Below are 21,683 nucleotides of genomic sequence, written 5' to 3'. Positions count from 1 at the left end.
ACCCGCCAGGGGGTGTGCACCTTACAAGTGCAGGTTCAGAGGGTCGGCCTGCCTGTCGTATACAGCCAGGTGCCAAACAGATCGTCCAGTCGCTGTCCGCTGATCCGCTCGGCGAGCCGGACGAAGTCGGCCGTGTCCGCGTTGCCGTACCGGTGCAGCCGGGTCCACGCGGGCAGCAGCCTGAAGAACGCCCGGTCGCCGATCCGCTCGCGCAGCAGCTGCAGGGTCATCGCGCCGCGCTGGTACACGGCGGAGGCGAACATGGTGTCCCGCTGCGGGTCGGCCACCTTGATCTGCCAGAAGGCGGAGTCGGCGGGGCGGGCGTCGTAGGCGGCACGGAAGGAGTCGTGGGCCGAGCGGGTGCCCTGGTGCTCCGCCCACAGCCACTGGGCGTAGGTGGCGAAGCCCTCGTTGAGCCAGATGTCCTTCCACCGCGCCACGCTCACCGAGTCGCCGAACCACTGGTGGGCCAGTTCGTGCACGATCGTCGACTCGTTGCGCACGGCCGAGTAGGCGGGCTTGCTCTGCACCTCCAGCGAGAACCCGGCCTCGGGCATGTCATCCACGATGGCGCCGGTCTCCTCGAAGGGGTACGGGCCGAAGACCTGGGACCAGTAGTCGGTGGCGGCGGCGGTGACTGCGTAGACGTCGACGTTGTTGCTGTTCTTCAGCACGGGGTCGATGGCGACGTAGACGGGGATGCCGCCCGGGGTGCGGCCCGTCCGCACGTCGAACCTGCCGATGGTGGCGGTCGCGAGGTACGTGGCCATCGGCCGGCTCTCCCGCCAGTGCGTGTACGTCGAACCGCCCCGGTCGCGGGTGGAGACGAGCCGCCCGTTGGAGACACCGGTCAGGCCCTTGGGCGCCTTGATCCGGATGTCGTACGTGGCCTTGTCGGAGGGGTGGTCGCTGGACGGGAACCAGGTGGAGGCGGCGTTCGGTTCGCAGGCCACGAAGACGCCGTCGGGCGTCCTCATCCAGCCGTAGTCCGAGCCGAAGATGATGGGGCCGCCGAGCGGTTCGGGTACGCCGCCGTAGGTGACCGAGACGGTGAACTCGCGGCCCTTGCGCAGGGTGTGGCGCGGGGTGACGGTGACCTCGTCGCCGTCCCGGGTGAACCGCGCGCTCGAGCCGTCGACCTCGACCCGGGTGATCTCCAGCCGCTGGAGGTCGAGGTCGAAGGAGGAGAGGTTCCGGGTGGCGCGTGCCGTGAGGGTGGTACGGCCGTCCAGGCGGCCGGTGCCGGGGGCGTAGGCGATGTCCAGGTCGTAGTGGCGGGCGTCGTAGCCGCCGTTGCCGAGTCCGGGGAAGTAGGTGTCGCCGATGCCGGGCGCGCCGGCCCTCGGGGCGGGTGACGCCGCGATGAGGAGGAAGGAGGCCGCCGCGGTGGCGAGGGCCCCTAACCGTGCCGAACGGGAGAGTGCCATGGTCGTCCCTTCGAGCGTGCCGATCAGTGGTCGGGCACGGACGACTCTGCACTCTCCCGTTCAGACATGTACATGACTTTGCAGTTCTGTCATGTGCTACTTGCCGGTTGACTCCTGGGAGTCGGTGTCGGCGGCGGGCTCCTCGGCGGGAACGACGGCCTCGGTCTCGGCCTTGCCGGCCGAGGTCCTGGCACCGGGCCCGGTCTTCACGGAACCGGCCTCGGCGACGGCCTCGGCAGCCTTCGCCGACTCCTTCACCGCGTCGGACTCCTCCGCGTCGGCCTCGGGCTCCGCGGCCGCTTCGGCCTCGGCGGGCGCGTCGGTCTCGGCGCTCGCGGGCTCCTCCTGAGCGTCGGCCGCGGGCTTGTCCTCGGCGTCGGCCTCGGCCGTGGCGGGCTTCTCCCCCGCGTCGGCCTCGGGCTCGTCCGCGGCGTCGGCCTCGGGCTCGACCGTGGCGTCAGTCCCGGACTTCTCCTCCGCGGCGGCCTCGGCCGTCTCCGTCGCGTCGCCCCCGGCAGCCGCGGGCTTCTCCGCGGCGTCCGTCCCGGCGGCCTCGGCGGCGGCAGCCGCCGACTCCTCCAGCACGACGTCCGGGACCAGCTCCGACGCTTCCTTCGCCACCGACAGCAGGACCGTGTCCTGCGGGGCCTGGTCGGCGAAGTTCTCCGGGTGGTGGCAGGCGACCCGCTGGCCGGGCTTCAGCTCGAGGAGCTGCGGCTCGGTCGTCCGGCAGATGTCCGTCGCCTTCCAGCAGCGGGTGTGGAACCGGCAGCCGGGCGGCGGGGCGATGGGCGAGGGCACGTCACCGCGGAGCAGGATGCGCTCGCTCTTCTGGCCCCGGCGCTTGGTGTCCGGCACCGGCACCGCCGACATCAGCGCCTTGGTGTACGGGTGCATCGGCGCCTCGTACAGCGAGGTGCGGTCGGCCAGCTCGACGATCTTGCCGAGGTACATCACCGCGATCCGGTCCGAGACGTGCCGGACGACCGACAGGTCGTGCGCGATGATCACGTAGGTGAGGCCGAGTTCCTGCTGGAGGTCGTCCATGAGGTTCACGACCTGCGCCTGGATCGACACGTCCAGCGCGGAGACCGGCTCGTCGGCCACGACCAGCTTCGGCTTCAGGGCGAGCGCGCGGGCGATGCCGATGCGCTGGCGCTGGCCGCCGGAGAACTCGTGCGGGTAGCGGTTGTAGTGCTCGGGGCTCAGACCGACCAGCTCCAGCAGCCGCTGGACCTCCTTCTTCACCCCGCCCTCCGGCTCCACGCCCTGCAGCCGGAAGGGCGCGGAGACGATCGAGCCGATGGTGTGGCGCGGGTTCAGGGAGCCGTAAGGGTCCTGGAAGATCATCTGGATGTCGCGGCGCAGCGGGCGCATCTGCCCGGTCCGCAGCGTCGTGATGTCCCGGCCGTCGAAGGTGATCTTGCCGCCGGTCGGGTCCTGGAGGCGGGTGATGACCCGGCCCATGGTCGACTTGCCGCAGCCCGACTCGCCCACCACGCCCAGGGTCTCGCCCTTGCGTACCTCGAAGTCGATCCCGTCGACGGCCTTCACCGCGCCGACCTGGCGCTGGAGGATGCCCTTCTTGATCGGGAAGTGCTTCTTCAGGCCCTCGACCCTGAGCAGCACCTCACGGTCCGCCGAGTCGCCCGCGGGGGCCTGCGCCTGCTGCGGGATCACGGCCTCGTCCGTCTTCTTGGTCTCACTCACAGCTTCGGCGCAATCTCTTCGGTCCAGATCCGCTCACGGTCCTCGGCCGGGAGGTGGCAGGCGGACCAGTGCCCGGTGCTCACCTGCTCCAGCTCGGGGCGCAGGGTGCGGGTGACATTCCCCTTGGGGATGTCCGCGTACGGGCAGCGCGGGTGGAAGGCGCAGCCCGAGGGGACGTTGATGAGGCTCGGCGGCTGGCCCTTGACCGGGATGAGCCGTTCGGAGGTGTCGCGGTCGATGCGGGGCATCGAGCCGAGCAGACCCCAGGTGTAGGGGTGCTGCGGCTCCTCGAAGACCCGGGCGGCCGGCCCGCGCTCGACACACCGGCCGCCGTACATCACGAGGACGTCGTCGGCGATCTCGGCGACCACACCGAGGTCGTGGGTGACCATGATGACCGCGGAGCCGAACTCCTTCTGCAGATCCCGGATCAGGTCGAGGATCTGCGCCTGGACGGTGACGTCCAGGGCGGTGGTGGGCTCGTCCGCGATGAGCAGCTCGGGGTTGTTCACCAGCGCCATGGCGATCATGGCGCGCTGGCGCATACCGCCGGAGAACTCGTGCGGGTAGCCGTCCACGCGCTTCGCGGGCTCGGGGATGCCGACGCGGTCGAGCATCTCGATGGCGCGCTTGCGGGCGACCTTCCTGCTGACGTCGTGGTGCACCCGGTAGGCCTCGACGATCTGGTCGCCGACCTTGTAGTACGGGTGCATCGCGGACAGCGGGTCCTGGAAGATCATCGCCATCTCGCGGCCGCGGAGCTTGCGCACCTCGTCCGGGGCGGCGGAGACCAGTTCCTTGCCGTCCAGCCAGATCTCGCCGGTCATCCGCACGTTCTTGCCGCGGGTGCCCAGCCGGTGCAGACCCATGATGGCCTGCGAGGTCACCGACTTGCCGGAGCCGGACTCACCGACGACGGCGAGGGTGCGGCCCTTCTCCAGCGAGAAGCTGAGCCCGTCGACGGACTTGACCAGGCCGTCGTCGGTCGGGAAGTGCACCCTGAGGTCGCGGACCTCGAGGAAGGCCGTGGGGGGCTGGGACGCGGAGGTGGGTTCGCCCACGGCGGCGCCGGTCTTGGAGAGTTCGGTCACGAGAGCCTCACCCGCGGGTCGGCGGCGGCGTAGAGCACGTCCACCAGGAGATTTGCGAAGACGACGAAGGCGGCGGCGAGCAGCGTCACGCCGAGGATCTTCGGCAGGTCGTTGTCGGTGATGCCCTGCACCGCGTACTGGCCGATGCCGGGCAGCGAGAACACCGACTCGGTGATCACGGCACCGCCGAGCAGCAGACCGATGTCCATGCCGAACACCGTGATGATCGGGGTCAGGGCGGCGCGCAGTCCGTGCCGGGTGACGACGGTGCGCTCCCGCAGGCCCTTGGCGCGGGCCGTGCGGATGAAGTCCTCGCTCATCGTCTCCAGCATGCCCGAGCGGGTCAGCCGCGCGTAGATGGCGGAGTACAGCAGGGCGAGCGAACACCACGCCGGGATGAGGGTGTTGGCCCACTGTGCCGGGTTCTCGGTGAGCGGGACGTAGGTCTTGCCGAAGATCGGCCACTGATAGGTGAAGAGCAGGATCGCCAGGTTGCCCGTGAAGAACATGGGCAGCGAGACGCCGGTGAGCGCGATGCCCATGAAGGTCCGGTCGAGGAACGAACGCGGCTTCAGCGCGGAGATGACACCGGCCACGACGCCCGAGACCAGCCACAGCACGGCGGCACCGACGGCCAGCGACAGGGTGATCGGAAGACGGGAGGTGAGCTCCGGCCACACTGCCTGGTGGTTCTTGAAGGAGTAACCGAAGCAGGGTGCGTCGCAGTGCACCGTGGTGGGGCCGAGGTCGTAGGTGGCGCCGGCCACGATCCCCTTGATGAAGTGCCAGTACTGGACGTAGACAGGCTGGTCCAGACCGAGGTTGTGCTTGACAGCGACGATGTCCGCCTTCGACGGACTCTTGCCGATGTACTGCTGCGCCAGCTGGTCCGCTGTCTGGCCGGCAAGCCGAGGCAGCAGGAAGAAGATGGCGAAGGTGACCGCGGAGACGACCAGCAGCAGGATCACTGCCGCGAACGTCCGGCGGAGGATGTACGAGATCACGGGGACCGGCGCTGGTGCCCGCGGGCCGCGAAGCCCGCGGGCACCAATGCCTTCACCTGCCTTCCGGGGCTGCTACTTCGACGCGACGCCGATGTTGAGGTAGTCGTACTGACCGCTGAAGGCCGCCGTGGAAACCAGGTTGGTGTAGTTCTGCGGGCGGGCCAGCAGGACCTTGAAGTAGGTCAGCGGGACGAGGACGGCGTCGTCCATGGTCTTCTTGTCGATCTGCGTGTACAGGCTGTTGCGCTCGGTGTCGTCCTGGGTACCGATCGCCTTGCCCAGCAGGGAGTTGACGTCCTTGTTGTCGTACTGCGACAGGTTGGTGTTACCCGACTGGCTGATCGCCTTGCCGTTCAGGATCTGCTGCAGGAAGCCGTAGCCGGAGGGCCAGTCGGCACCCCACTGCATCATGATCAGACCGACGTTCTGCTTCTCGGTGAACTTCGGGACACCGGCGTAGTCGGTGAAGTACTTGCCGGACGGGAACTGCTTCAGGCTGGCGTTGATGCCGACCTTCTTCAGCGAGTTGATGATCGCCGTGGCGGCGTCGATCTCCTGCGGACGGTCCGAGCGGGCCGAGATGTTGGTGCTGATCGACGACTTGCCGCAGGCCTTCAGCTGCTCCTTGGCCTTGGCCGCGTCACCCTTGTTGCCGGAGGTCGCGTAGCCGTCCGACTTCTCGTAGCCCGGGATGTCCGGGGGCAGCACGGTGGAGGCGATGTCGCCGCGGATCGGGCCGCCCTCGGCGGTCTGCACCGAGACCTTGTCGATCGCGTACTGCACGGCCTTGCGGCACTCGACCTTGTCGAACGGCTTCACCTTGGTGTTGATCGCCATGTAGACGAGGCGGCCACCGTAGGTGTTGTCCGTGCCGGCCTTCTTCGCCGTGTCGGTGAGCACCTTGGCCTGCGTGGAGGCCTGGACACCGGCACCGGCCAGGTCGATCGCGTCACCGGCCAGGACGTCCTGGTCGATGGTCTCCGGGTTGACCTTCAGCTTGACGACGATCTTCTCCGGCAGCTGCTTGCGCAGCGGGTCGGTCTTCGCGTCCCAGTTCTCGTTGCGCACGAGCACGGCCTGCTTGCCGTCCTCGTAGCTCTGGAACTTGTACGAGCCCGACGACACGATGTGCTTGACGTAGTCGACGCCCTTGTCCTTGGACTGGGGCACCGGGGCCGTCTGCGGGGCGGCGACGAGGTAGTCGAACTCCTGGAACGCCTGGTTCAGGTGGAAGACGATCGTGCCGTCGTCCGGCGTCTCGATGGAGGACAGGCCCTTGGCGCTCTTGTCCTTGTAGGGGCCCTTGTACTTGTCGCCCTTCGCCATGAACTGCTGGAAGTAGTTCGGGCCGAGGGAGAGCACGTCACGCGCGAAGTTGGAGCGCTCGACGGCGTACTTGACGTCCTTCGAGGTGATCGGCGAGCCGTCCTCGTACTTCAGGCCCGAACGCAGCTTGTACGTCCAGGTCTTGCCGCCGTCGCTCGGGACGCCCTTGCTCGCGGCGAGGTCCGGGACGAGGGTGTTGCCCTTCTCGCCGGCGCCGGGCTGGAACGTCATCAGCGGGCGGGCGTAGAGCCGGCTGAGGTTGTACATGTACGCGTAGTACGTGTTGCCGGGGTCGAAGGAGTCCGGCACGTCGGACAGCTCGTAGGTGACCGTGCCGCCCTTCTTGTCGGAAGCGTTGACCACACCCTTGGTCGCGGCGTTGGCCCCGGCGGACGAGCCGTTGTTGTCCTTGTTGTCATCGGCCTTGCTGCAACCTGCAACGAGCAGGCTGGCGGAGCCGATGGCCGCGATAGCGGCCAGCGCTGACCTTCGCATGATGGGCGCTTTCCCCTCCATAGTCGGAAACTTTTCGGGCTCTCGGGCGGTGGCAGGCGTCAGCGGCTGCGCGGGTCGAGAGCGTCGCGGAGACCGTCGCCCAGCAGATTGAACGCCAGGACGGTCACGAAGATGGCGAGACCGGGCACGATCATGTACTGGGGATCGACCTGGTAGTAGGTGACCGCTTCGCGGAGCATGCCGCCCCAGGAGGCCTGCGGGGGCTGGATGCCGACACCGAGGAAGCTCAGGGACGCCTCGAAGAGGATGTTGGTCGGGATGAGCAGCGTCGAGTAGACGATGATCGGGCCGACCAGGTTGGGCATCAGCTCCCGGAACAGGATGTACGGGCCCTTGGCACCCATGCCGCGGGAGGCGTCCACGAACTCGCGCTCACGCAGGGCGAGGGTCTGGCCGCGCACGATCCGGCCCAGGTAGGGCCAGTTGAAGAAGCCGATGACGAAGATCAGCACGCTCAGGTGGAGCGGGAGCCCGTTGAGGCCGAACGCGCCGCCCTGGAGCGTGGCGGAGATCGCGATGGCGAACAGCAGGAGGGGGAAGGCGAGGAAGGTGTCCATCAGGCGGCTGATGATGTTGTCGACCCGGCCGCCGTAGTAACCCGCGACGACGCCCATGATGGCGCCGATCACGTTGGACAGGATCGTGGCGCCGAAGGCGACCACCAGCGACACCCAGGAGCCCTCCAGGACGCGGGTGGCGATGTCCCGGCCGAACTTGGGGTCCACACCGAGCGGGTGGTCCGCGCTCATGCCGCCCCAACTGCCCTTGGGCAGCGAGGTGTCGGGGGTGATCAGGTCCTGGTGGAAGGCGTTGGGGTCGAGTCCGAGCAGGGCCTGCAGAGGCCGGGAGAGGACGGCCAGCGCGATGAGCAGGACGACGATGACGCCACCCGCCACGGCGACCTTGTCCCTCTTGAATCTCGACCAGGCGATCTGCCCGAGAGAACGACCCTCGATCCGCCCCTTATCGGCACCCTCGAGCACAGCTTCCGGCTGTGCCTCGGCTGCCGCCCCGGTGGTCTCGATCGGTGCGGTCACAGTGACCCGACCCCTCTCGCCGGTGGTGACCGGCTTGCGCCTGCCGCGGTTTGCGGCTTTGTCGACTTGCCTCGATCGCGAGGTTCGACCTCACGTCTGAATCGCGAGTCTTCTGCTTCTTCGCGATCACCCGCCAGAGCTGACGGGGAAAGTATGCGCAACCGTGATGCAGTCCAGGGGATTCCGTTATCCGATCACGGGGTAACGGCCACCGAACGGGGGGCACTTGGGGCATAGCGGCACTTCCACCCCAATCGGACGAATCGCCGCTCTTCTACGCGCGGAGAAGTCCGTACCGCACACGATTTCTCCACCACCGTCCAAGTGGCGGACTCCCCGGTCCGGTTGGTCAGTAGCCCCCGTGGACCGGTGGGTAGCCGTAACCGGGGGCCGGCGCCTGGGGCTGCGGCGGGCCCTGCGGCTGCGGCTGGGGTACGGCCGCGTGGGCGTCGCGATCGTAGAACGGGCGGGCGTTGGCCCGCATCCACAGCACGACCGGGTCGTAGTCGTCGGTCATCGCGACCGTCGACACCGGCAGCCCCTCGGGGACCGCGCCGACGGACTGCTGCATCATCGCGCGCACCGAGTCGACGGCGGCGGGCGAGGTGTCGTACACGTCCAGGCCGATGGCGAGGTACGGCGCGCCGAGCGCGGGCTGCACCCAGGCGCGGCGCAGCGAGCGCAGGGCCGGGGTGCGGTGGGCGTTCTGCACCAGCAGGGCGTAGAACTGCGCGACGTCGATGCCGGGTTCCGACAGCCGCAGCGGGCCGGCCGGCCGGCGGTCCAGGCCGGTGGCGATGCGGCGCAGATCCAGCCAGGGGATGCCGACGCCGCCGCCCGGGGCGTGCGGGTTGAGCCAGAGGCCGTAGTGGTCGGGATAGAGGGTGCGGGCCACGTCGAGCCCGTCGACCACCTCGTAGGAGCGGTTCCAGCCACTCGCCGAGAGTTCCTGCGCGGAGGTCACACAGGGGGCGTAGCCGTAGCCGTCGACCTCCATGTTCCCGTACTGGGCGTCCGGCGAGCCGGCCTGGCCGTGCCACAGCAGCATCCAGATCTGGCCGGAGGAGGGAGTGGCGAGGGCCCGCAGCAGTTCCTCGTAGGCGTCGTAGCGGCCGGGGGTGACCTGGCGCAGCATGTGCTCGACGCTGCCGCTGTGGCTCGCGCTCACCTGTCTTACCGGCCCTTCTGTCAGTGCCCCGCGTGTGGGGACAGCTTAAGCGCCCATCGGCTCGGGGCCCTGTGTTCGTGCGCGGGTGCGGGTGGGGCCTGAGCGTGCCCGTCGGCGGAGCCGCTGACCGGCACGGCCCCGTGCCCCTCGGGCCCGCTGTCCCCGAGCCCGCTGGTCAGTGGCCGTACTGGTAGAAGGGGCGGACGTTGGATTTGAGCCAGGTGGCCACCGGGTCGTCCGTGACGTCCAGGAGGACGAGGTTGACCTGCCATTTGACCGGGGATTTACCCAGGGCCCGGCCGAGGGCCTCCAGAGGGAGGGCCCGCAGGTCGCCCTCCCACTGGGAGAGTTCCACACCCACGAACATCACCGGGTCGGCCGTCTCGACGGAGGCGAGGCAGCGGCGGGCGGTGACCACCACGCCGGTGCCGGCGAACTCGGCGGAGGCGGCGGAGAGGAAGTCGACCGGGTCGTCCTGCCAGTCCGGCTCGAAGAGACGGACCCGGCCGCCGGTGGCGGGGCCGTCCAGCGGGGTGTGGCCGGTGCGGCAGAGTTCTGCCACCGCCTCGGGCGGCAGCGGCAGGCCGACCACGCCGTCGGGGTTCAGGAGGATGCCCGCCTGCGGGGGCAGACCGCGGGCGAACTCCACCGCCGGGGCGACGGTGTACGACATGTGGGGGCCGGCGGCCAGGCGGAGCTGTTCCTCGGAGCTGAAGACCGGGACGTACACCTGGCCCTCGATCTCCGTCGTGGGCAGGTCCAGCGGGCCGCTGTGCGGGCCGCCGCCGTTGGGCAGCGGGACCCACAGCAGGCTGCGGCCGAGCACCTCGGCGATCCGGCCGCCCGCGCCGGGTATGCCGAGGGAGGCCGAGAGCACCTCCTCCAGTTCGTTGCCGGGCCAACCGCCGTGCGGGTGGGGGTGCGTCTGTGCCGGGAAGTCCGCGGGAAGGTCCGCCGCCGAGAAGTCCATCTGCCTGCCGCCTGCTGGGAACCACTGCTGTGGTCCAAAAGGCTAGCGGGTGGCCGTGACAGCGCTCAGCCGGATCGGCCGGCGAAGCCGATGCGGCGCAGCACGTCCGCGGCGTCCCGGTCCAGCAGCACCGCCGAGCCGCAGCCGGCGGGCAGTTCTCCCCGCTCCACCGCGCGCAGCAGACGGGCCGCCGTGCGGCGGTGGCGCCGGAAGGCGTAGCGGGAGACACCGCGGCCGCGCTCGCGCTGGCCCGCGCGGGCGGTGTCCGCGGTGACGTCGAGCAGAAGCAGCTGCAGGGTGCCGCCGCGGCGCCGGGCGGCGCGGGCCAGCCAGCCGCGCACCCAGGCCTGGGTGCCGCAGTCGTGCACGACCACCCCCTCGCCGGTGCCCAGGGCGCGGCGCAGCGCTGCGTAGTGGGCGAACCGGACCAGGGGGCGGTAGAGCGCGTAGGGGAGGAGGCGGGGCATCCGGGCGTCCCAGCGGTCCCGGGTGTCCTGGGAGTCGACGCGGTGGCCGGGGACCGCGCGGTGCATCAGGGTGGACTTGCCGCTGCCGGGCAGGCCGGTGATCACCACCAGGTCGCGGGGGCCGAAGAGCAGGTCGTGCGGGCTGCGCCCGGCGCGCTCGCGCAGGTCGCGGACGACCGGGGCGGGACGCTCCGCGCAGCGCCCACGGGCCGGGGCGGAGGGCTGCTTCGGTACCGCGAGACCGGTGGTGGCGGCGTAGGCCGCGGTCCTGTTCACCGTCATCGTTCTCCCCTTGTGGGCTCGGAGACCCTTTGCCCATTGAATGTAAAGAGAAGGTAATGCGCCGGTCCAGCGGTTGGGTGCGCGTACTGCCACAGCTCGGTTACAGATGCCGGCCCTGACGGGGTGGGGCGCGGCGTGCAATGATGTGCGCGCCAACTGCATACCGGCCGCTTGAATCCGCGCGGGAGAGTTCCCAGCCAGCTCCGCTGGGACGCCGAAGGAGCAAGTCCCTCCCTTGAATCTCTCAGGCCCCGTTACCGCGCGGGCGAGGCACATCTGAAAAGCGGGCCGCTGCGACAGTGGCTCCACCCAAGGTGCAAGCCGTGACCACTCCTCGCGAGGATCATGGCGAACCTCTCAGGTTCCGATGACAGATGGGGAGGAACGTTCCTCGCCTGTCATACCTGCACCCTGGGAGACGACCGACCGATGAGCAGTACCGAACCCACTGGACCGCGCCGTACCGCGCTCGACGCCCTGCATCGCTCGCTCGGCGCGACGATGACCGACTTCGCCGGCTGGGACATGCCGCTGCGCTACGGATCCGAGCGCGACGAGCATCTCGCGGTGCGGACCAAGGCCGGTCTCTTCGACCTCTCCCACATGGGCGAGATCACCGTGACCGGGCCGCAGGCGGCCGGCCTGCTGAACCACGCGCTGGTGGGCAACATCGCCTCGGTCGGTGTCGGCCGCGCCCGCTACACCATGATCTGCCGGGCCGACGGCGGCATCCTGGACGACCTGATCGTCTACCGGCTGGCCGAACACGAGTACATGGTCGTCGCCAACGCCTCCAACGCCCAGATGGTGCTGGACGCGCTGACCGAGCGTGCCGCGGGCTTCGACGCCGAGGTGCGCGACGACCGGGACGCCTACGCGCTGCTCGCGGTCCAGGGCCCCGAGTCCCCCGGCATCCTGAAGTCCCTCACGGACGCCGACCTGGACGGCCTGAAGTACTACGCGGGCCTGCCGGGCACCGTCGCCGGCGTCCCCGCGCTGATCGCCCGCACCGGCTACACCGGCGAGGACGGCTTCGAGCTGTTCGTGAAGCCCGAGCACGCGGTGGAGCTGTGGCAGGCGCTGACCAAGGCGGGCGAGGGCGCCGGCCTGGTCCCGTGCGGCCTGTCCTGCCGGGACACCCTGCGCCTCGAGGCGGGCATGCCGCTGTACGGGCACGAGCTGACCACCTCCCTGACCCCCTTCGACGCCGGGCTCGGCCGGGTGGTGAAGTTCGAGAAGGAGGGCGACTTCGTGGGCCGCGAGGCGCTCACCGAGGCCGCCGCCAGCGCCGAGCAGAACCCGCCGCGCAAGCTCGTCGGCCTGGTCGCCGAGGGCCGCCGGGTGCCGCGGGCCGGGTTCGCCGTCGTCGCGGGCGGCGAGGTGATCGGCGAGGTCACCTCCGGCGCCCCCTCCCCCACCCTGGGCAAGCCGATCGCGATGGCGTACGTCGACGCGGCGCACGCGGCGCCGGGCACCGAGGGTGTCGGCGTGGACATCCGGGGCAGCCACGAGCCGTACGAGGTCGTGGCGCTCCCCTTCTACAAGCGCCAGAAGTAGACACTGGGCGCGGTCCGTCCACCGGACGTGACCCTGCGCACATCCCCGCTGCTCAGCAGCGGGTCCAGCAGTCCCCCATTCATCAGCACTCCCGCGCGTACAGGAGAATTCAGGCCATGAGCAACCCCCAGCAGCTGCGCTACAGCAAGGAGCACGAGTGGCTGTCGGCCGCCGAGGACGGCGTCTCGACGGTCGGCATCACCGAGTTCGCGGCCAACGCGCTCGGCGACGTGGTCTACGCCCAGCTCCCCGAGGTCGGTTCCACGGTGTCCGCGGGTGAGACCTGCGGCGAGCTGGAGTCGACCAAGTCGGTCTCGGACCTGTACTCGCCGGTCACCGGTGAGATCACCGAGGTCAACGAGGACGTCGTCAACGACCCGTCGCTGGTGAACTCGGCGCCCTTCGAAGGCGGCTGGCTGTTCAAGGTACGCGTCACCGAGGAGCCGGCCGACCTGCTCTCCGCCGACGAGTACACCGCCCAGAACGCCGGCTGAGGAGTCGTAGCCGAATGACCGTCCTGAACACGCCCCTGCACGAACTCGACCCGGAGATCGCCGCCGCGGTCGACGCCGAGCTGAACCGCCAGCAGTCGACGCTGGAGATGATCGCCTCGGAGAACTTCGCGCCGCTCGCGGTGATGGAGGCCCAGGGCTCGGTGCTGACCAACAAGTACGCGGAGGGCTACCCGGGCCGCCGCTACTACGGCGGCTGCGAGCACGTCGACGTCGCCGAGCAGATCGCCATCGACCGGATCAAGGAGCTGTTCGGCGCCGAGTACGCCAACGTCCAGCCCCACTCCGGCGCCTCCGCGAACCAGGCGGCGCTGTTCGCCCTCGCCCAGCCCGGGGACACCATCCTCGGCCTGGACCTGGCGCACGGCGGCCACCTCACCCACGGGATGCGGCTGAACTTCTCCGGCAAGCAGTTCAACGTGGTCGCGTACCACGTGGACGACGCCGGCCTGGTCGACATGGCCGAGGTCGAGCGGCTGGCCAAGGAGCACCGCCCGAAGGTGATCATCGCCGGCTGGTCGGCGTACCCGCGTCAGCTCGACTTCGCCGAGTTCCGCCGGATCGCCGACGAGGTCGAGGCGTACCTGTGGGTCGACATGGCGCACTTCGCGGGCCTGGTCGCGGCGGGGCTGCACCCGAACCCGGTCGAGCACGCGGACGTGGTCACCTCCACGACCCACAAGACCCTCGGCGGCCCGCGCGGCGGCATCATCCTGGCGAAGAAGGACTTCGCGAAGAAGCTGAACTCGTCCGTCTTCCCGGGCTTCCAGGGCGGTCCCCTGGAGCACGTGATCGCGGCCAAGGCGGTCTCCTTCAAGGTCGCCGCCTCGGAGGAGTTCAAGGAGCGCCAGCGCCGTACGGTGGAGGGTGCCCGCATCCTCGCCGAGCGGCTGACCGCCGCCGACGCCCGCGGGGCCGGGGTCAACGTGCTGTCCGGCGGTACGGACGTGCACCTGATCCTGGTGGACCTGCGTGAGTCCGAGCTGGACGGGCAGCAGGCCGAGGACCGCCTCCACGAGGTCGGCATCACGGTCAACCGCAACGCCGTCCCGAACGACCCGCGTCCCCCGATGGTGACCTCGGGTCTGCGCATCGGTACGCCGGCCCTGGCGACCCGGGGCTTCACGGCCGAGGACTTCGCCGAGGTCGCGGACGTGATCGCCGAGACCCTCAAGGCGCCCGCCCCGTTCGAGGGCGCCGCCGTGGAGGGGCTCAAGGCCCGGGTGGAGGCCCTGGCCGGCAAGCACCCGCTGTACCCGGGTCTGAACAAGTAAGTCCGTGTTTCACCGGGCACCGCGCACACTGGAAGGTGTGCGCGGTGCCGCACCCGCACCACCCCGTATTGAGGAGTTTCCGTGGCCATCTCGGTCTTCGACCTGTTCTCGATCGGCATCGGCCCGTCCAGCTCCCACACGGTCGGTCCGATGCGCGCGGCACGCATGTTCTCCCGCAGGCTGCGCAACGAGGACCTGCTGGGCTCCGTCGCCGCGGTGCGCTGCGAGCTGTACGGCTCGCTCGGCGCGACCGGCCACGGCCACGGCACCCCGAAGGCGGTGCTGCTCGGTCTGGAGGGCGCCTCGCCGCGCACGGTGGACGTGGAGTCGGCCGACGAGCGCGTGGAGGGGATCAGGCGGTCGGGCCGGATCTCGCTGCTCGGCGAGCACGAGATAGCGTTCTCCTTCGACGACGACCTGGTCCTGCACCGCCGCAAGGCGCTGCCCTACCACGCCAACGGCATGACGGTGTGGGCGTTCGACGCGGCCGGCACGGAGCTGCTCTCCAAGACGTACTACTCGGTCGGCGGCGGCTTCGTCGTGGACGAGGACGCGGTCGGCGCGGATCGCATAGTGCTGGACGACACGGTCCTGAAGTACCCCTTCCGCACCGGTGACGAGCTGCTGCGCCTGACCCGGGAGACGGGTCTTTCGATCTCCTCGCTGATGCTGGAGAACGAGCGCGCCTGGCGCACCGAGGAGGAGATCCGGGCGGGCCTGCTGGAGATCTGGCGGGTCATGCGCGAGTGCGTCCAGCGGGGCATGTCCCGGGAGGGCATCCTGCCCGGCGGCCTGAAGGTGCGCCGCCGCGCGGCCGTCTCGGCCCGCCAGCTGCGCGCCGAGGGCGACCCGCTCGCGCACGCGATGGAGTGGATCACGCTCTACGCGATGGCCGTGAACGAGGAGAACGCGGCCGGCGGCCGCGTGGTCACCGCCCCGACCAACGGCGCGGCGGGCATCATCCCGGCCGTCCTGCACTACTACATCAACTTCGTGCCGGGCGCCGACGAGGACGGCGTGGTCCGCTTCCTGCTCGCCGCCGGCGCCATCGGCATGCTCTTCAAGGAGAACGCCTCCATCTCCGGCGCCGAGGTCGGCTGCCAGGGCGAGGTCGGCTCCGCCTGCTCCATGGCCGCGGGCGCCCTCGCCGAGGTGCTCGGCGGCAGTCCGGAGCAGGTGGAGAACGCGGCCGAGATCGGCATGGAGCACAACCTCGGCCTGACCTGCGATCCCGTGGGCGGCCTGGTCCAGATCCCCTGCATCGAGCGCAACGGCATGGCCGCGGTGAAGGCGGTCACCGCGGCGAAGATGGCGATGCGCGGTGACGGCTCGCACAAGGTGTCCCTGGACAAGGTCATCAAGACGATGAAGGACACCGGCGCGGACATGTCGGTCAAGTACAAGGAGACGGCCCGGGGTGGGCTGGCGGTGAACATCATCGAGTGCTGAGCGGCACCCCGCCGCACGCGGGGTGCCGCCGGGGTGCTCAGTACCAGCCGGTGCACTTGATGTGGTGGGTGGAGTCGTTCCACCCGCAGGCGCGCATCACGTAGCCGCCGTCGTAGCGCGAGGCGGTGTGGGTGTCGGAGCCGCTGCGGACCGTGGTCAGGCTCAGCGGGCCGTCCCAGGTGCGGCCGCCGTTGGAGGAGCGGTCCACCCAGACCTTGTCGCCGGGGTCGGCGTTGTAGATGCGGCCCCAGGCGCAGCGGGTGGAGGTGCTGTACCGGAGCTGGATGTTGATGGAGTCGACCTTCGCCGTCTTCACCGTCTTGGCGTGGGCGAAGGTGCACGAGCCCGCGGCGCTCGTGCCGGCCGCGGCGGCGCTCGTCGCGGCGACCGTGCTGCCCAGCCCGGTGAGAAGGGTCGCCGTGGCGACCAGGACCGCGGCGCGGGTGCCGATGCGCGGAATGACCATGATTTCCTCCGTCGTGGATGCAGACCGAGGCAGCGGCCCGGCCGGCCCGGAACGCGGCGTTCACCGCTGTCCGGGCCGGCCGGGACCACCGTCCCCCGTGTGGAACCGGCTTGCGGGAACGACGCTACGGAAGCGGCCGCGGGGGCGAATCCCACGCTGGTTCGAATCCGCGCTCAGCCCCGCGCGGTAGGCCGGGTACCGCGCGGGTTTACCCGCGGGCGCGGCCGCGACCGGGGGTCATCCGCCCGGGGTGACGAGTCCCGACTCATAGGCCACGACCACTGCCTGGGCCCTGCTGTCGAGGTCCAGCTTGGTCATCGTGCGGTTCAGGTGGGTCTTCACGGTCGCCTCGCTGATGTAGAGGCGGTCGGCGATCTCCGGGTTGGACAGGCCGCGGGCGATCAGCTTCAGGACCTCCAGTTCGCGGGAGGTCAACGCGCCCAGTTCGGTGGGCTGTTCGCAGTCGGGCCGGCGAGCGTACGCCTCGACCAGGCGGCGGGTGACGCTGGGCGCGAAGAGCGCGTCGCCGCCGCTGACCGCCGTCACCGCGGCGAGCAGCCGTTCCGGGCCGGAGTCCTTCAGCAGGAACCCGGAGGCGCCTGCGCGCAGTGCCCCGTACACGTACTCGTCGAGGTCGAAGGTGGTCAGTACCAGGATCCTGGGCGCGGGGCCGGTGGCCTGGGCGAGGATGCGCTCAGTGGCGTCGATGCCGGTCATGCCGGGCATCCGGATGTCCATCAGGACGACGTCGGGGGCCTTCTCGGCGGCGAGGGCCACGGCCTCCGCGCCGTCGCTCGCCTCGCCGACCACCTCCATACCGGGTGCGGCACGCAGCAGGCCCACCAGTCCGGCCCGGATCAGGTACTGGTCGTCGACGACGAGCACTGTGGTCATGTGATGGTGTGGTCCCCCTGCGCGGCGGCCCGCGCGGAGGTCGGAAGGGTCAGCCGCACGGCGTAACCGCCTTGGTCCTGCGGGCCGGTGCTGATCCGCCCGCCGTAGAGCTTGGCCCGTTCCCGCATGCCAATCAAGCCGTGGCCGCCGTCGATCCGCACTCTGTCCGGAATCACCCCCTGCCCGTCGTCCGTGACCGCGACGGTCACCTGGTGCGGTTCGTACGTCAGCCGTACCTCCGCGCTGGCGCCGGGCGCGTGCTTCATGACGTTGGTGAGCGCCTCCTGGACCACCCGGTAGGCGCACAGTTCGATGCCCGGGGCGAGCGGGCGGGGCGGGCCCTCGACGGTGAGGGCGACGGAGACGCCGCCGGCGCGGACGCGTTCGGCCATCTCCTCGAGGCGGCCCAGGCCGGGCATGGGGCCGGCCGGGGCGCCGTCGTCGGCGGCGCGCAGCACGGTGAGCATGCGGCGCAGCTCCTCGAGGGCCTCCCTGCCGGTGGCGTCGATGGTGTCGAGGGCGGCCCGGGCGGTCGGCCGGTCGGTGTCGAAGACGAACCGGGCAAGACCGGTCTGCACCGAGATCACGGACATGTGGTGGGCGACCACGTCGTGCAGTTCGCGGGCGATCCGGCCGCGTTCCTCGGCCACCTCGCGCCGGGCGCGTTCCGCCTGCTCGCGGCGCAGCTCCCGGGTCAGTTCGGCCGAGCGGCGGGCGACGGCGCCGAACCGCCACAGCACCGCCGGGTAGACCAGCGCCTGTCCGGCGACGGACGGCCAGGAGTCGGCATGGCTGACCGCGCCCGCGTAGATCCAGATTCCGCCCAGCATGGCCGCGCACGGCACGGAGACGCGTGAGGGGCGCAGGGAGGCGACCGTGTAGAGGGCGAGCATGGGGCCGATGCTGCCCACCACGGGCCAGTGGCCGGCGCCGATGTACAGCGCCCAGGTTCCGAACACCAGACCGCAGACCGCGACGGGGGCGCGGCTGCGGATCACCAGCGGCAGGTGGACCAGGATCACCAGTGCGTAGGCGGTCGCGTCGAGCGGGCGCTGTCCCTGCCGCGCGGCCTCCGCGCCCAGCGTCACGGCCACGATGGTCAGCGCCACGGCGAACAGCGTGTCGCCGATGAGGGGGCGGATCCGCATCGTCGCAGCGTAACGCCGGTTCCGGCGGGCGGGCATCAAACTTTCGCGGTACCACGTCAGTTGGAGCGGCGGGCCGGGTACGACGAGACACGGCGCGAGGGGGAGGCGGGCTCCGGGAGCCCGCCTCCCCCTGTCCGTGCCGCGGGTGATCAGCCGGTCGTCAGGGTGACGTCGTCGACGACGAAGCTGGTCTGGAGGCTGGAATCCTCGGAGCCCGTGAAGGTCAGCGTGATCTGCTGGCCGATGTACTGGCTCAGGTCCAGCGTGCGCTCGGTGTACCCCGTGGCCGCGTTGGCGTTGGAGTACGTCTGCTTCGCGGTCCCGTTGACCTTGACCTGGAAGGTGTCGTACGCCGTGGAGCCCGACTCACTGGTGTCGATGTGCAGCCAGTACTTCAGGGTCGCCCTGGTGCAGCCGGCCGGGATCGTCACCGTCTGGCCGACCGTGTCGGTGGCCGTGGAGCCGTAACCCGCCAGCCACGCGTACCGGGTGCCGGAATGCGCGGACTGGCCGCTGAACGCGCCGATCGCGCCGGTGTTCCCGGTCCACGGCGAAGTGCCGCTCTCGAAACCGCCGTTGGTGACCATCTGCGAGGCCGTGCAGCCGCCGGCGCCGGTGACGGTCAGCGTGTACTGCGCGGTGTGCGTGGTGGAGCCGGCGCCGGTGATGGTGAGGTTGTACGTCCCCGGTGCCACGGAGGAGCCGACGGAGACCGTCGCCGTGGACGAGCCGCCGGAGGTCACCGAGGCCGGGCTGAAGGAGACCGTGACCCCTGCGGGAGCGCCCGAGGCGGACAGGTTGACCGTCTGGGCCGAGCCGTTGGTCGTGGCGGTGGACACGGTGGTGGTCAGCGAGGTGCCCGGGGCGGTGCTGCCCGTGGCGGGGCTCGCCGAGAGCGAGAAGTCGTCGGCCGGGACGGTGGCCGACACCGCCTGCGACCACAGGGTGTAGGCGACGCCGTCGGCGCTGCGGTTCAGCCCGGTGGCGTTGATGTTGCTCGTGGTGTCGCAGGAGGAGTGGTAGCAGCTGTCGTACGCGGCGTTCGCCGTGCCGCCCCACTTGGCCGCCTGCGCCGAGGTCTTGCGGGCGCTGGCCCCCATGGCGTAGCCGGAGGTGGGGATGCCGTAGTTCTCGAAGGAGTAGTCGTCGGAGCGGCCCGCGCCCTCGGTGTTCTCCTCCGGCTGCAGGTTCAGCGAGTCCCAGTACGCCTTCATCGGAGCGGCGGCCGCGGAGGTGATGTGGTTGATGAAGTAGCCGCCGTTGCGCGAGGCGACCATGTCGAAGTTGTAGTACGCCTTGATCGCCGAGCGCTGGGCGGAGGTCAGTGAACGGACGTAGAAGTCCGAGCCGTTGAGGCCCTGCTCCTCGTCCGTCCACCAGCCGAAGCGGACGCGCCCCGCCATCGACGGGTTGGTCTCGGCGAGCTTCAGCGCGACCTCCAGGAGGGTGGCGCTGCCGGAGCCGTTGTCGTTGATGCCGGGTCCGGCGGAGACGCTGTCGAGGTGCGAGCCGAACATGTACACCTTCGACGCGTCGCCGTGCGGCCACTCGGCGATCAGGTTGGGTCCGGCGCCGCTGGTGCAGCCGGAGGTGCAGGCCTGCTCGGTGACCGTGTAACCGGCCGCCTGGAGCTTGCCCTTCACATAGGCGACCGAGTCGCGGTAGCCCTGGGTCGTCGATCTGCGGTTGCCGCCGTTGCGGGTCGCTATGGCGTTCAGTTCGGTCAGGTGCGCCTGGACCTTGGTGACGTCGATGTCGGGCGCGGCCGCGGTGAGGGTGGCCGGAGCGGCCGCGGTACTGGTGCCCTCGCGGGCCGGCGCGGCGCTCGCGGGGAGCGCCACCAGGCCCAGTGCGGCGGCCAGGGTGACACCGGTCAGGGACAGGCCGGTCGGGGAGATTCTTCGAAGCACCGTGTCTCCTTTGTGGGGTGGGAGGAAACGGGAGGCGGGGCGTGGTGGTGCCGCGCCTCCCGGCCGATGCGGGTGGGGGTGGGGACCCGGGTGAGCGGTCCCGCACTGCCGTATTGAGCATGCGCATGCCAAGCGCAGGTCAAGCCTCGCCGTGCGGAACCGGCCGGATCCGGGGGCCCTGGTCCGACTCCTCGACGGCTCCCGGCGCGGGGTGGATTGGGGAGGCGCACCGGGGGCCACGAGGAGTTGGGCGGGCGGCGACGAGGTTAACCGCCGTACGGTCCGTCCGCTCCTGTCCGATTCCGGCACGTCCGCTTCCGGCCAGTACGGCCGCCGGTCCGGTCCGCCCGAGTGACGTCCCTGGCCTCCCCCGGGAGGGCCCCGTATCGTGCGCCCATGCATGCGGCGCAGAACCCTTCGCATGGCCGGCCGCCGACCGCCGCCGAGGCGCGGGCGGCCTACCTGGCCATGGTCGAGCGGATCACGGCGTCGGGGGCCCGGGACGCCACCGCCGAGCGGGAGGAACTCGGGGGGATCTCCGCCGAGCTGGCCAGGTGGCTCGCCGACCGGCGGCTCCTCGACCCCGGCGGTGATCGGCTGAGCACTCCGGACCGGGCCCTGCGGCACATCGTCTCGGAGCACGGTCGCCGGCTGCGGGAGACGGCCGAGGCCGCCGGCCGGGACGCCGAGGCACTGGACGACGTGCTGTGCGTGCTCACGGCCCCGCGGTTCGACGCCCGGGAGGCGGCCGAGATCGAGTACTTCACGGACCGCGAGCGCACCCGGAAGCGGCTGGAGGAACTGGACGCGCTCAGCCGGGAGGAGTTCCTGGCGATGCGCAACTCCTTCCCCGACGCACAGGTTCTGGAGTCCAGCCTCGCCGGGGACCTGGACATGCTGGCGAACGGCGTCCGGATGCGCATGCTGACGTCCCAGCAGGCCGTCCGCTCACAGGCGCCGGCCCGTTATCTGAACGCGCTGGCCGACGCCGGGGTCGAGGTGCGGGTCGCCCCGACGGTGCCGCTCCACATGAACATCCTGGACCGGGCGATCGTCGTCATCGGGGCGGGGCCCGGCCCGCAGGGCGAGGGCGGCGACGTCATCCTGCACAGCACGCCCGTCGCGCGGTGCTTCTGCAAGGTCTTCACCCACGCCTGGGACCTCGCCCGGCCGCACACCGAACGCCAGCCCGGACGCGGGCGCGGCGGCGCCGGCTGCGAACTGTCCGCGCAGGAACGCGAGGTACTGGCGCTGCTTGCCACCGGCGCCAAGGACGAGACCATCGCCCGCCGGCTGGCCTGCTCGGACCGCACCCTGCGCCGCCTGATGAACCAGATCATGGAGAAACTCGGCACCTCCAGCCGCTTCGAGGCCGGAGTCACCGCCGCCCGCCTGGGCCTGGTGAGCTGATCCGGAGCCCGGCGGCCGGACCTGACACGAAATCAGGGCCGTGCATCGGCATGCTCCCGGGCCCG

18 protein-coding genes and 1 riboswitch are annotated in these 21,683 nt (G+C 70.6%); of the genes, 5 read left to right on the top strand and 13 right to left on the bottom strand.

Annotation, left to right across the window (positions count from 1 at the left end; genetic code table 11):
* Positions 1-35: 35 nt before the first annotated feature.
* From ABZ478_RS26920 to ABZ478_RS26880, 9 genes are all read right to left on the bottom strand, one after another.
* Entirely contained in the window at positions 36-1,427 is a 1,392-nt protein-coding gene (locus ABZ478_RS26920) for a M1 family metallopeptidase (protein WP_359553226.1), read from the bottom strand.
* A 96-nt stretch (positions 1,428-1,523) separates the two neighbouring features.
* The gene (locus ABZ478_RS26915) at positions 1,524-3,107 is read right to left on the bottom strand and encodes a dipeptide ABC transporter ATP-binding protein (RefSeq protein WP_359553288.1); all 1,584 of its coding nucleotides are present in this window, start codon (positions 3,105-3,107) and stop codon (positions 1,524-1,526) included.
* Between the two features lie 26 nt (positions 3,108-3,133).
* On the bottom strand, positions 3,134-4,228 hold the full coding sequence (locus ABZ478_RS26910) for an ABC transporter ATP-binding protein (RefSeq protein ID WP_359553225.1): 1,095 nt from the start codon (positions 4,226-4,228) through the stop codon (positions 3,134-3,136).
* The gene (locus ABZ478_RS26905; protein ID WP_358935572.1) at positions 4,225-5,232 is read right to left on the bottom strand and encodes an ABC transporter permease; all 1,008 of its coding nucleotides are present in this window, start codon (positions 5,230-5,232) and stop codon (positions 4,225-4,227) included. Before ABZ478_RS26905 ends, ABZ478_RS26910 begins: the two co-directional genes overlap by 4 nt.
* 72 nt (positions 5,233-5,304) lie before the next feature.
* Positions 5,305-7,074: an ABC transporter substrate-binding protein gene (locus ABZ478_RS26900; RefSeq protein ID WP_359553224.1), complete on the bottom strand. Its 1,770-nt coding sequence runs from the start codon at positions 7,072-7,074 to the stop codon at positions 5,305-5,307.
* Between the two features lie 38 nt (positions 7,075-7,112).
* Positions 7,113-8,111 (bottom strand): ABC transporter permease, encoded by a 999-nt coding sequence (locus ABZ478_RS26895; protein ID WP_359553223.1) that lies wholly within the window; start codon positions 8,109-8,111, stop codon positions 7,113-7,115.
* Positions 8,112-8,460: 349 nt separating this feature from the next.
* Positions 8,461-9,279 (bottom strand): enhanced serine sensitivity protein SseB C-terminal domain-containing protein, encoded by an 819-nt coding sequence (locus ABZ478_RS26890; RefSeq protein WP_358935565.1) that lies wholly within the window; start codon positions 9,277-9,279, stop codon positions 8,461-8,463.
* 175 nt (positions 9,280-9,454) lie between these two features.
* Positions 9,455-10,249, bottom strand: coding sequence for an enhanced serine sensitivity protein SseB (locus ABZ478_RS26885; protein WP_359553222.1), 795 nt, complete (start codon positions 10,247-10,249; stop codon positions 9,455-9,457).
* 65 nt (positions 10,250-10,314) lie between these two features.
* A complete protein-coding gene (locus ABZ478_RS26880) occupies positions 10,315-10,992 on the bottom strand; it encodes an AAA family ATPase (protein ID WP_359553287.1) in 678 nt (225 codons plus the stop codon).
* 178 nt (positions 10,993-11,170) lie between these two features.
* Positions 11,171-11,268: riboswitch (glycine riboswitch) on the top strand.
* Between the two features lie 159 nt (positions 11,269-11,427).
* Here ABZ478_RS26880 and gcvT point away from each other — a divergent pair.
* The 4 genes from gcvT to ABZ478_RS26860 all read left to right on the top strand — a co-directional run bounded on the left by gcvT (position 11,428) and on the right by ABZ478_RS26860 (position 15,790).
* Complete coding sequence (gene gcvT / locus ABZ478_RS26875; protein WP_359553221.1) at positions 11,428-12,555, top strand: glycine cleavage system aminomethyltransferase GcvT; 1,128 nt, start codon at positions 11,428-11,430, stop codon at positions 12,553-12,555.
* Positions 12,556-12,671: 116 nt separating this feature from the next.
* Positions 12,672-13,049 carry a glycine cleavage system protein GcvH gene (gene gcvH / locus ABZ478_RS26870; RefSeq protein ID WP_351664555.1) on the top strand — a complete coding sequence of 126 codons (378 nt, stop codon included), beginning with the start codon at positions 12,672-12,674 and terminating at the stop codon, positions 13,047-13,049.
* Between the two features lie 14 nt (positions 13,050-13,063).
* Entirely contained in the window at positions 13,064-14,341 is a 1,278-nt protein-coding gene (gene glyA, locus ABZ478_RS26865; protein ID WP_359553220.1) for a serine hydroxymethyltransferase, read from the top strand.
* Positions 14,342-14,422: 81 nt separating this feature from the next.
* Positions 14,423-15,790, top strand: a complete 1,368-nt coding sequence (locus ABZ478_RS26860) for an L-serine ammonia-lyase (protein ID WP_359553219.1) — start codon at positions 14,423-14,425, stop codon at positions 15,788-15,790.
* 37 nt (positions 15,791-15,827) lie between these two features.
* Here the strand turns inward: ABZ478_RS26860 and ABZ478_RS26855 are convergent, their stop codons facing one another.
* The 4 genes from ABZ478_RS26855 to ABZ478_RS26840 form a co-directional block, all read right to left on the bottom strand.
* Complete coding sequence (locus ABZ478_RS26855) at positions 15,828-16,256, bottom strand: DUF2690 domain-containing protein (protein ID WP_359553218.1); 429 nt, start codon at positions 16,254-16,256, stop codon at positions 15,828-15,830.
* Positions 16,257-16,493: 237 nt separating this feature from the next.
* Positions 16,494-17,150: a response regulator transcription factor gene (locus ABZ478_RS26850; RefSeq protein WP_359553217.1), complete on the bottom strand. Its 657-nt coding sequence runs from the start codon at positions 17,148-17,150 to the stop codon at positions 16,494-16,496.
* Positions 17,147-18,298, bottom strand: coding sequence for a sensor histidine kinase (locus tag ABZ478_RS26845; RefSeq protein ID WP_359553216.1), 1,152 nt, complete (start codon positions 18,296-18,298; stop codon positions 17,147-17,149). Before ABZ478_RS26845 ends, ABZ478_RS26850 begins: the two co-directional genes overlap by 4 nt.
* Before the next feature lie 149 nt (positions 18,299-18,447).
* Positions 18,448-20,208, bottom strand: a complete 1,761-nt coding sequence (locus ABZ478_RS26840; RefSeq protein WP_359553215.1) for a M28 family peptidase — start codon at positions 20,206-20,208, stop codon at positions 18,448-18,450.
* A gap of 396 nt (positions 20,209-20,604) precedes the next feature.
* On the opposite strand from ABZ478_RS26840, the gene ABZ478_RS26835 reads away from it, so the two are divergent.
* Positions 20,605-21,618, top strand: a complete 1,014-nt coding sequence (locus ABZ478_RS26835) for a LuxR C-terminal-related transcriptional regulator (RefSeq protein WP_359553214.1) — start codon at positions 20,605-20,607, stop codon at positions 21,616-21,618.
* Positions 21,619-21,683: the final 65 nt, after the last annotated feature.

It is taken from the genome of Streptomyces sp. NPDC005706, assembly GCF_040631045.1.
In the GTDB taxonomy this organism is placed as follows: Bacteria; Actinomycetota; Actinomycetes; order Streptomycetales; family Streptomycetaceae; genus Streptomyces.
This window is presented reverse-complemented; position numbering and strand designations above follow the sequence as displayed.

Coding starts and splice junctions, on each gene's coding strand:
- ABZ478_RS26835 (WP_359553214.1), top strand. CDS start 20,605: ATGCATGCGGCGCAGAACCCTTCGCATGGCCGGCCGCCGACCGCCGCC.
- ABZ478_RS26845 (WP_359553216.1), bottom strand. CDS start 18,298: ATGCGGATCCGCCCCCTCATCGGCGACACGCTGTTCGCCGTGGCGCTG.
- gcvT (WP_359553221.1), top strand. CDS start 11,428: ATGAGCAGTACCGAACCCACTGGACCGCGCCGTACCGCGCTCGACGCC.
- ABZ478_RS26885 (WP_359553222.1), bottom strand. CDS start 10,249: ATGGACTTCTCGGCGGCGGACCTTCCCGCGGACTTCCCGGCACAGACG.
- ABZ478_RS26850 (WP_359553217.1), bottom strand. CDS start 17,150: ATGACCACAGTGCTCGTCGTCGACGACCAGTACCTGATCCGGGCCGGA.
- ABZ478_RS26855 (WP_359553218.1), bottom strand. CDS start 16,256: ATGGTCATTCCGCGCATCGGCACCCGCGCCGCGGTCCTGGTCGCCACG.
- ABZ478_RS26900 (WP_359553224.1), bottom strand. CDS start 7,074: ATGGAGGGGAAAGCGCCCATCATGCGAAGGTCAGCGCTGGCCGCTATC.
- gcvH (WP_351664555.1), top strand. CDS start 12,672: ATGAGCAACCCCCAGCAGCTGCGCTACAGCAAGGAGCACGAGTGGCTG.
- ABZ478_RS26920 (WP_359553226.1), bottom strand. CDS start 1,427: ATGGCACTCTCCCGTTCGGCACGGTTAGGGGCCCTCGCCACCGCGGCG.
- glyA (WP_359553220.1), top strand. CDS start 13,064: ATGACCGTCCTGAACACGCCCCTGCACGAACTCGACCCGGAGATCGCC.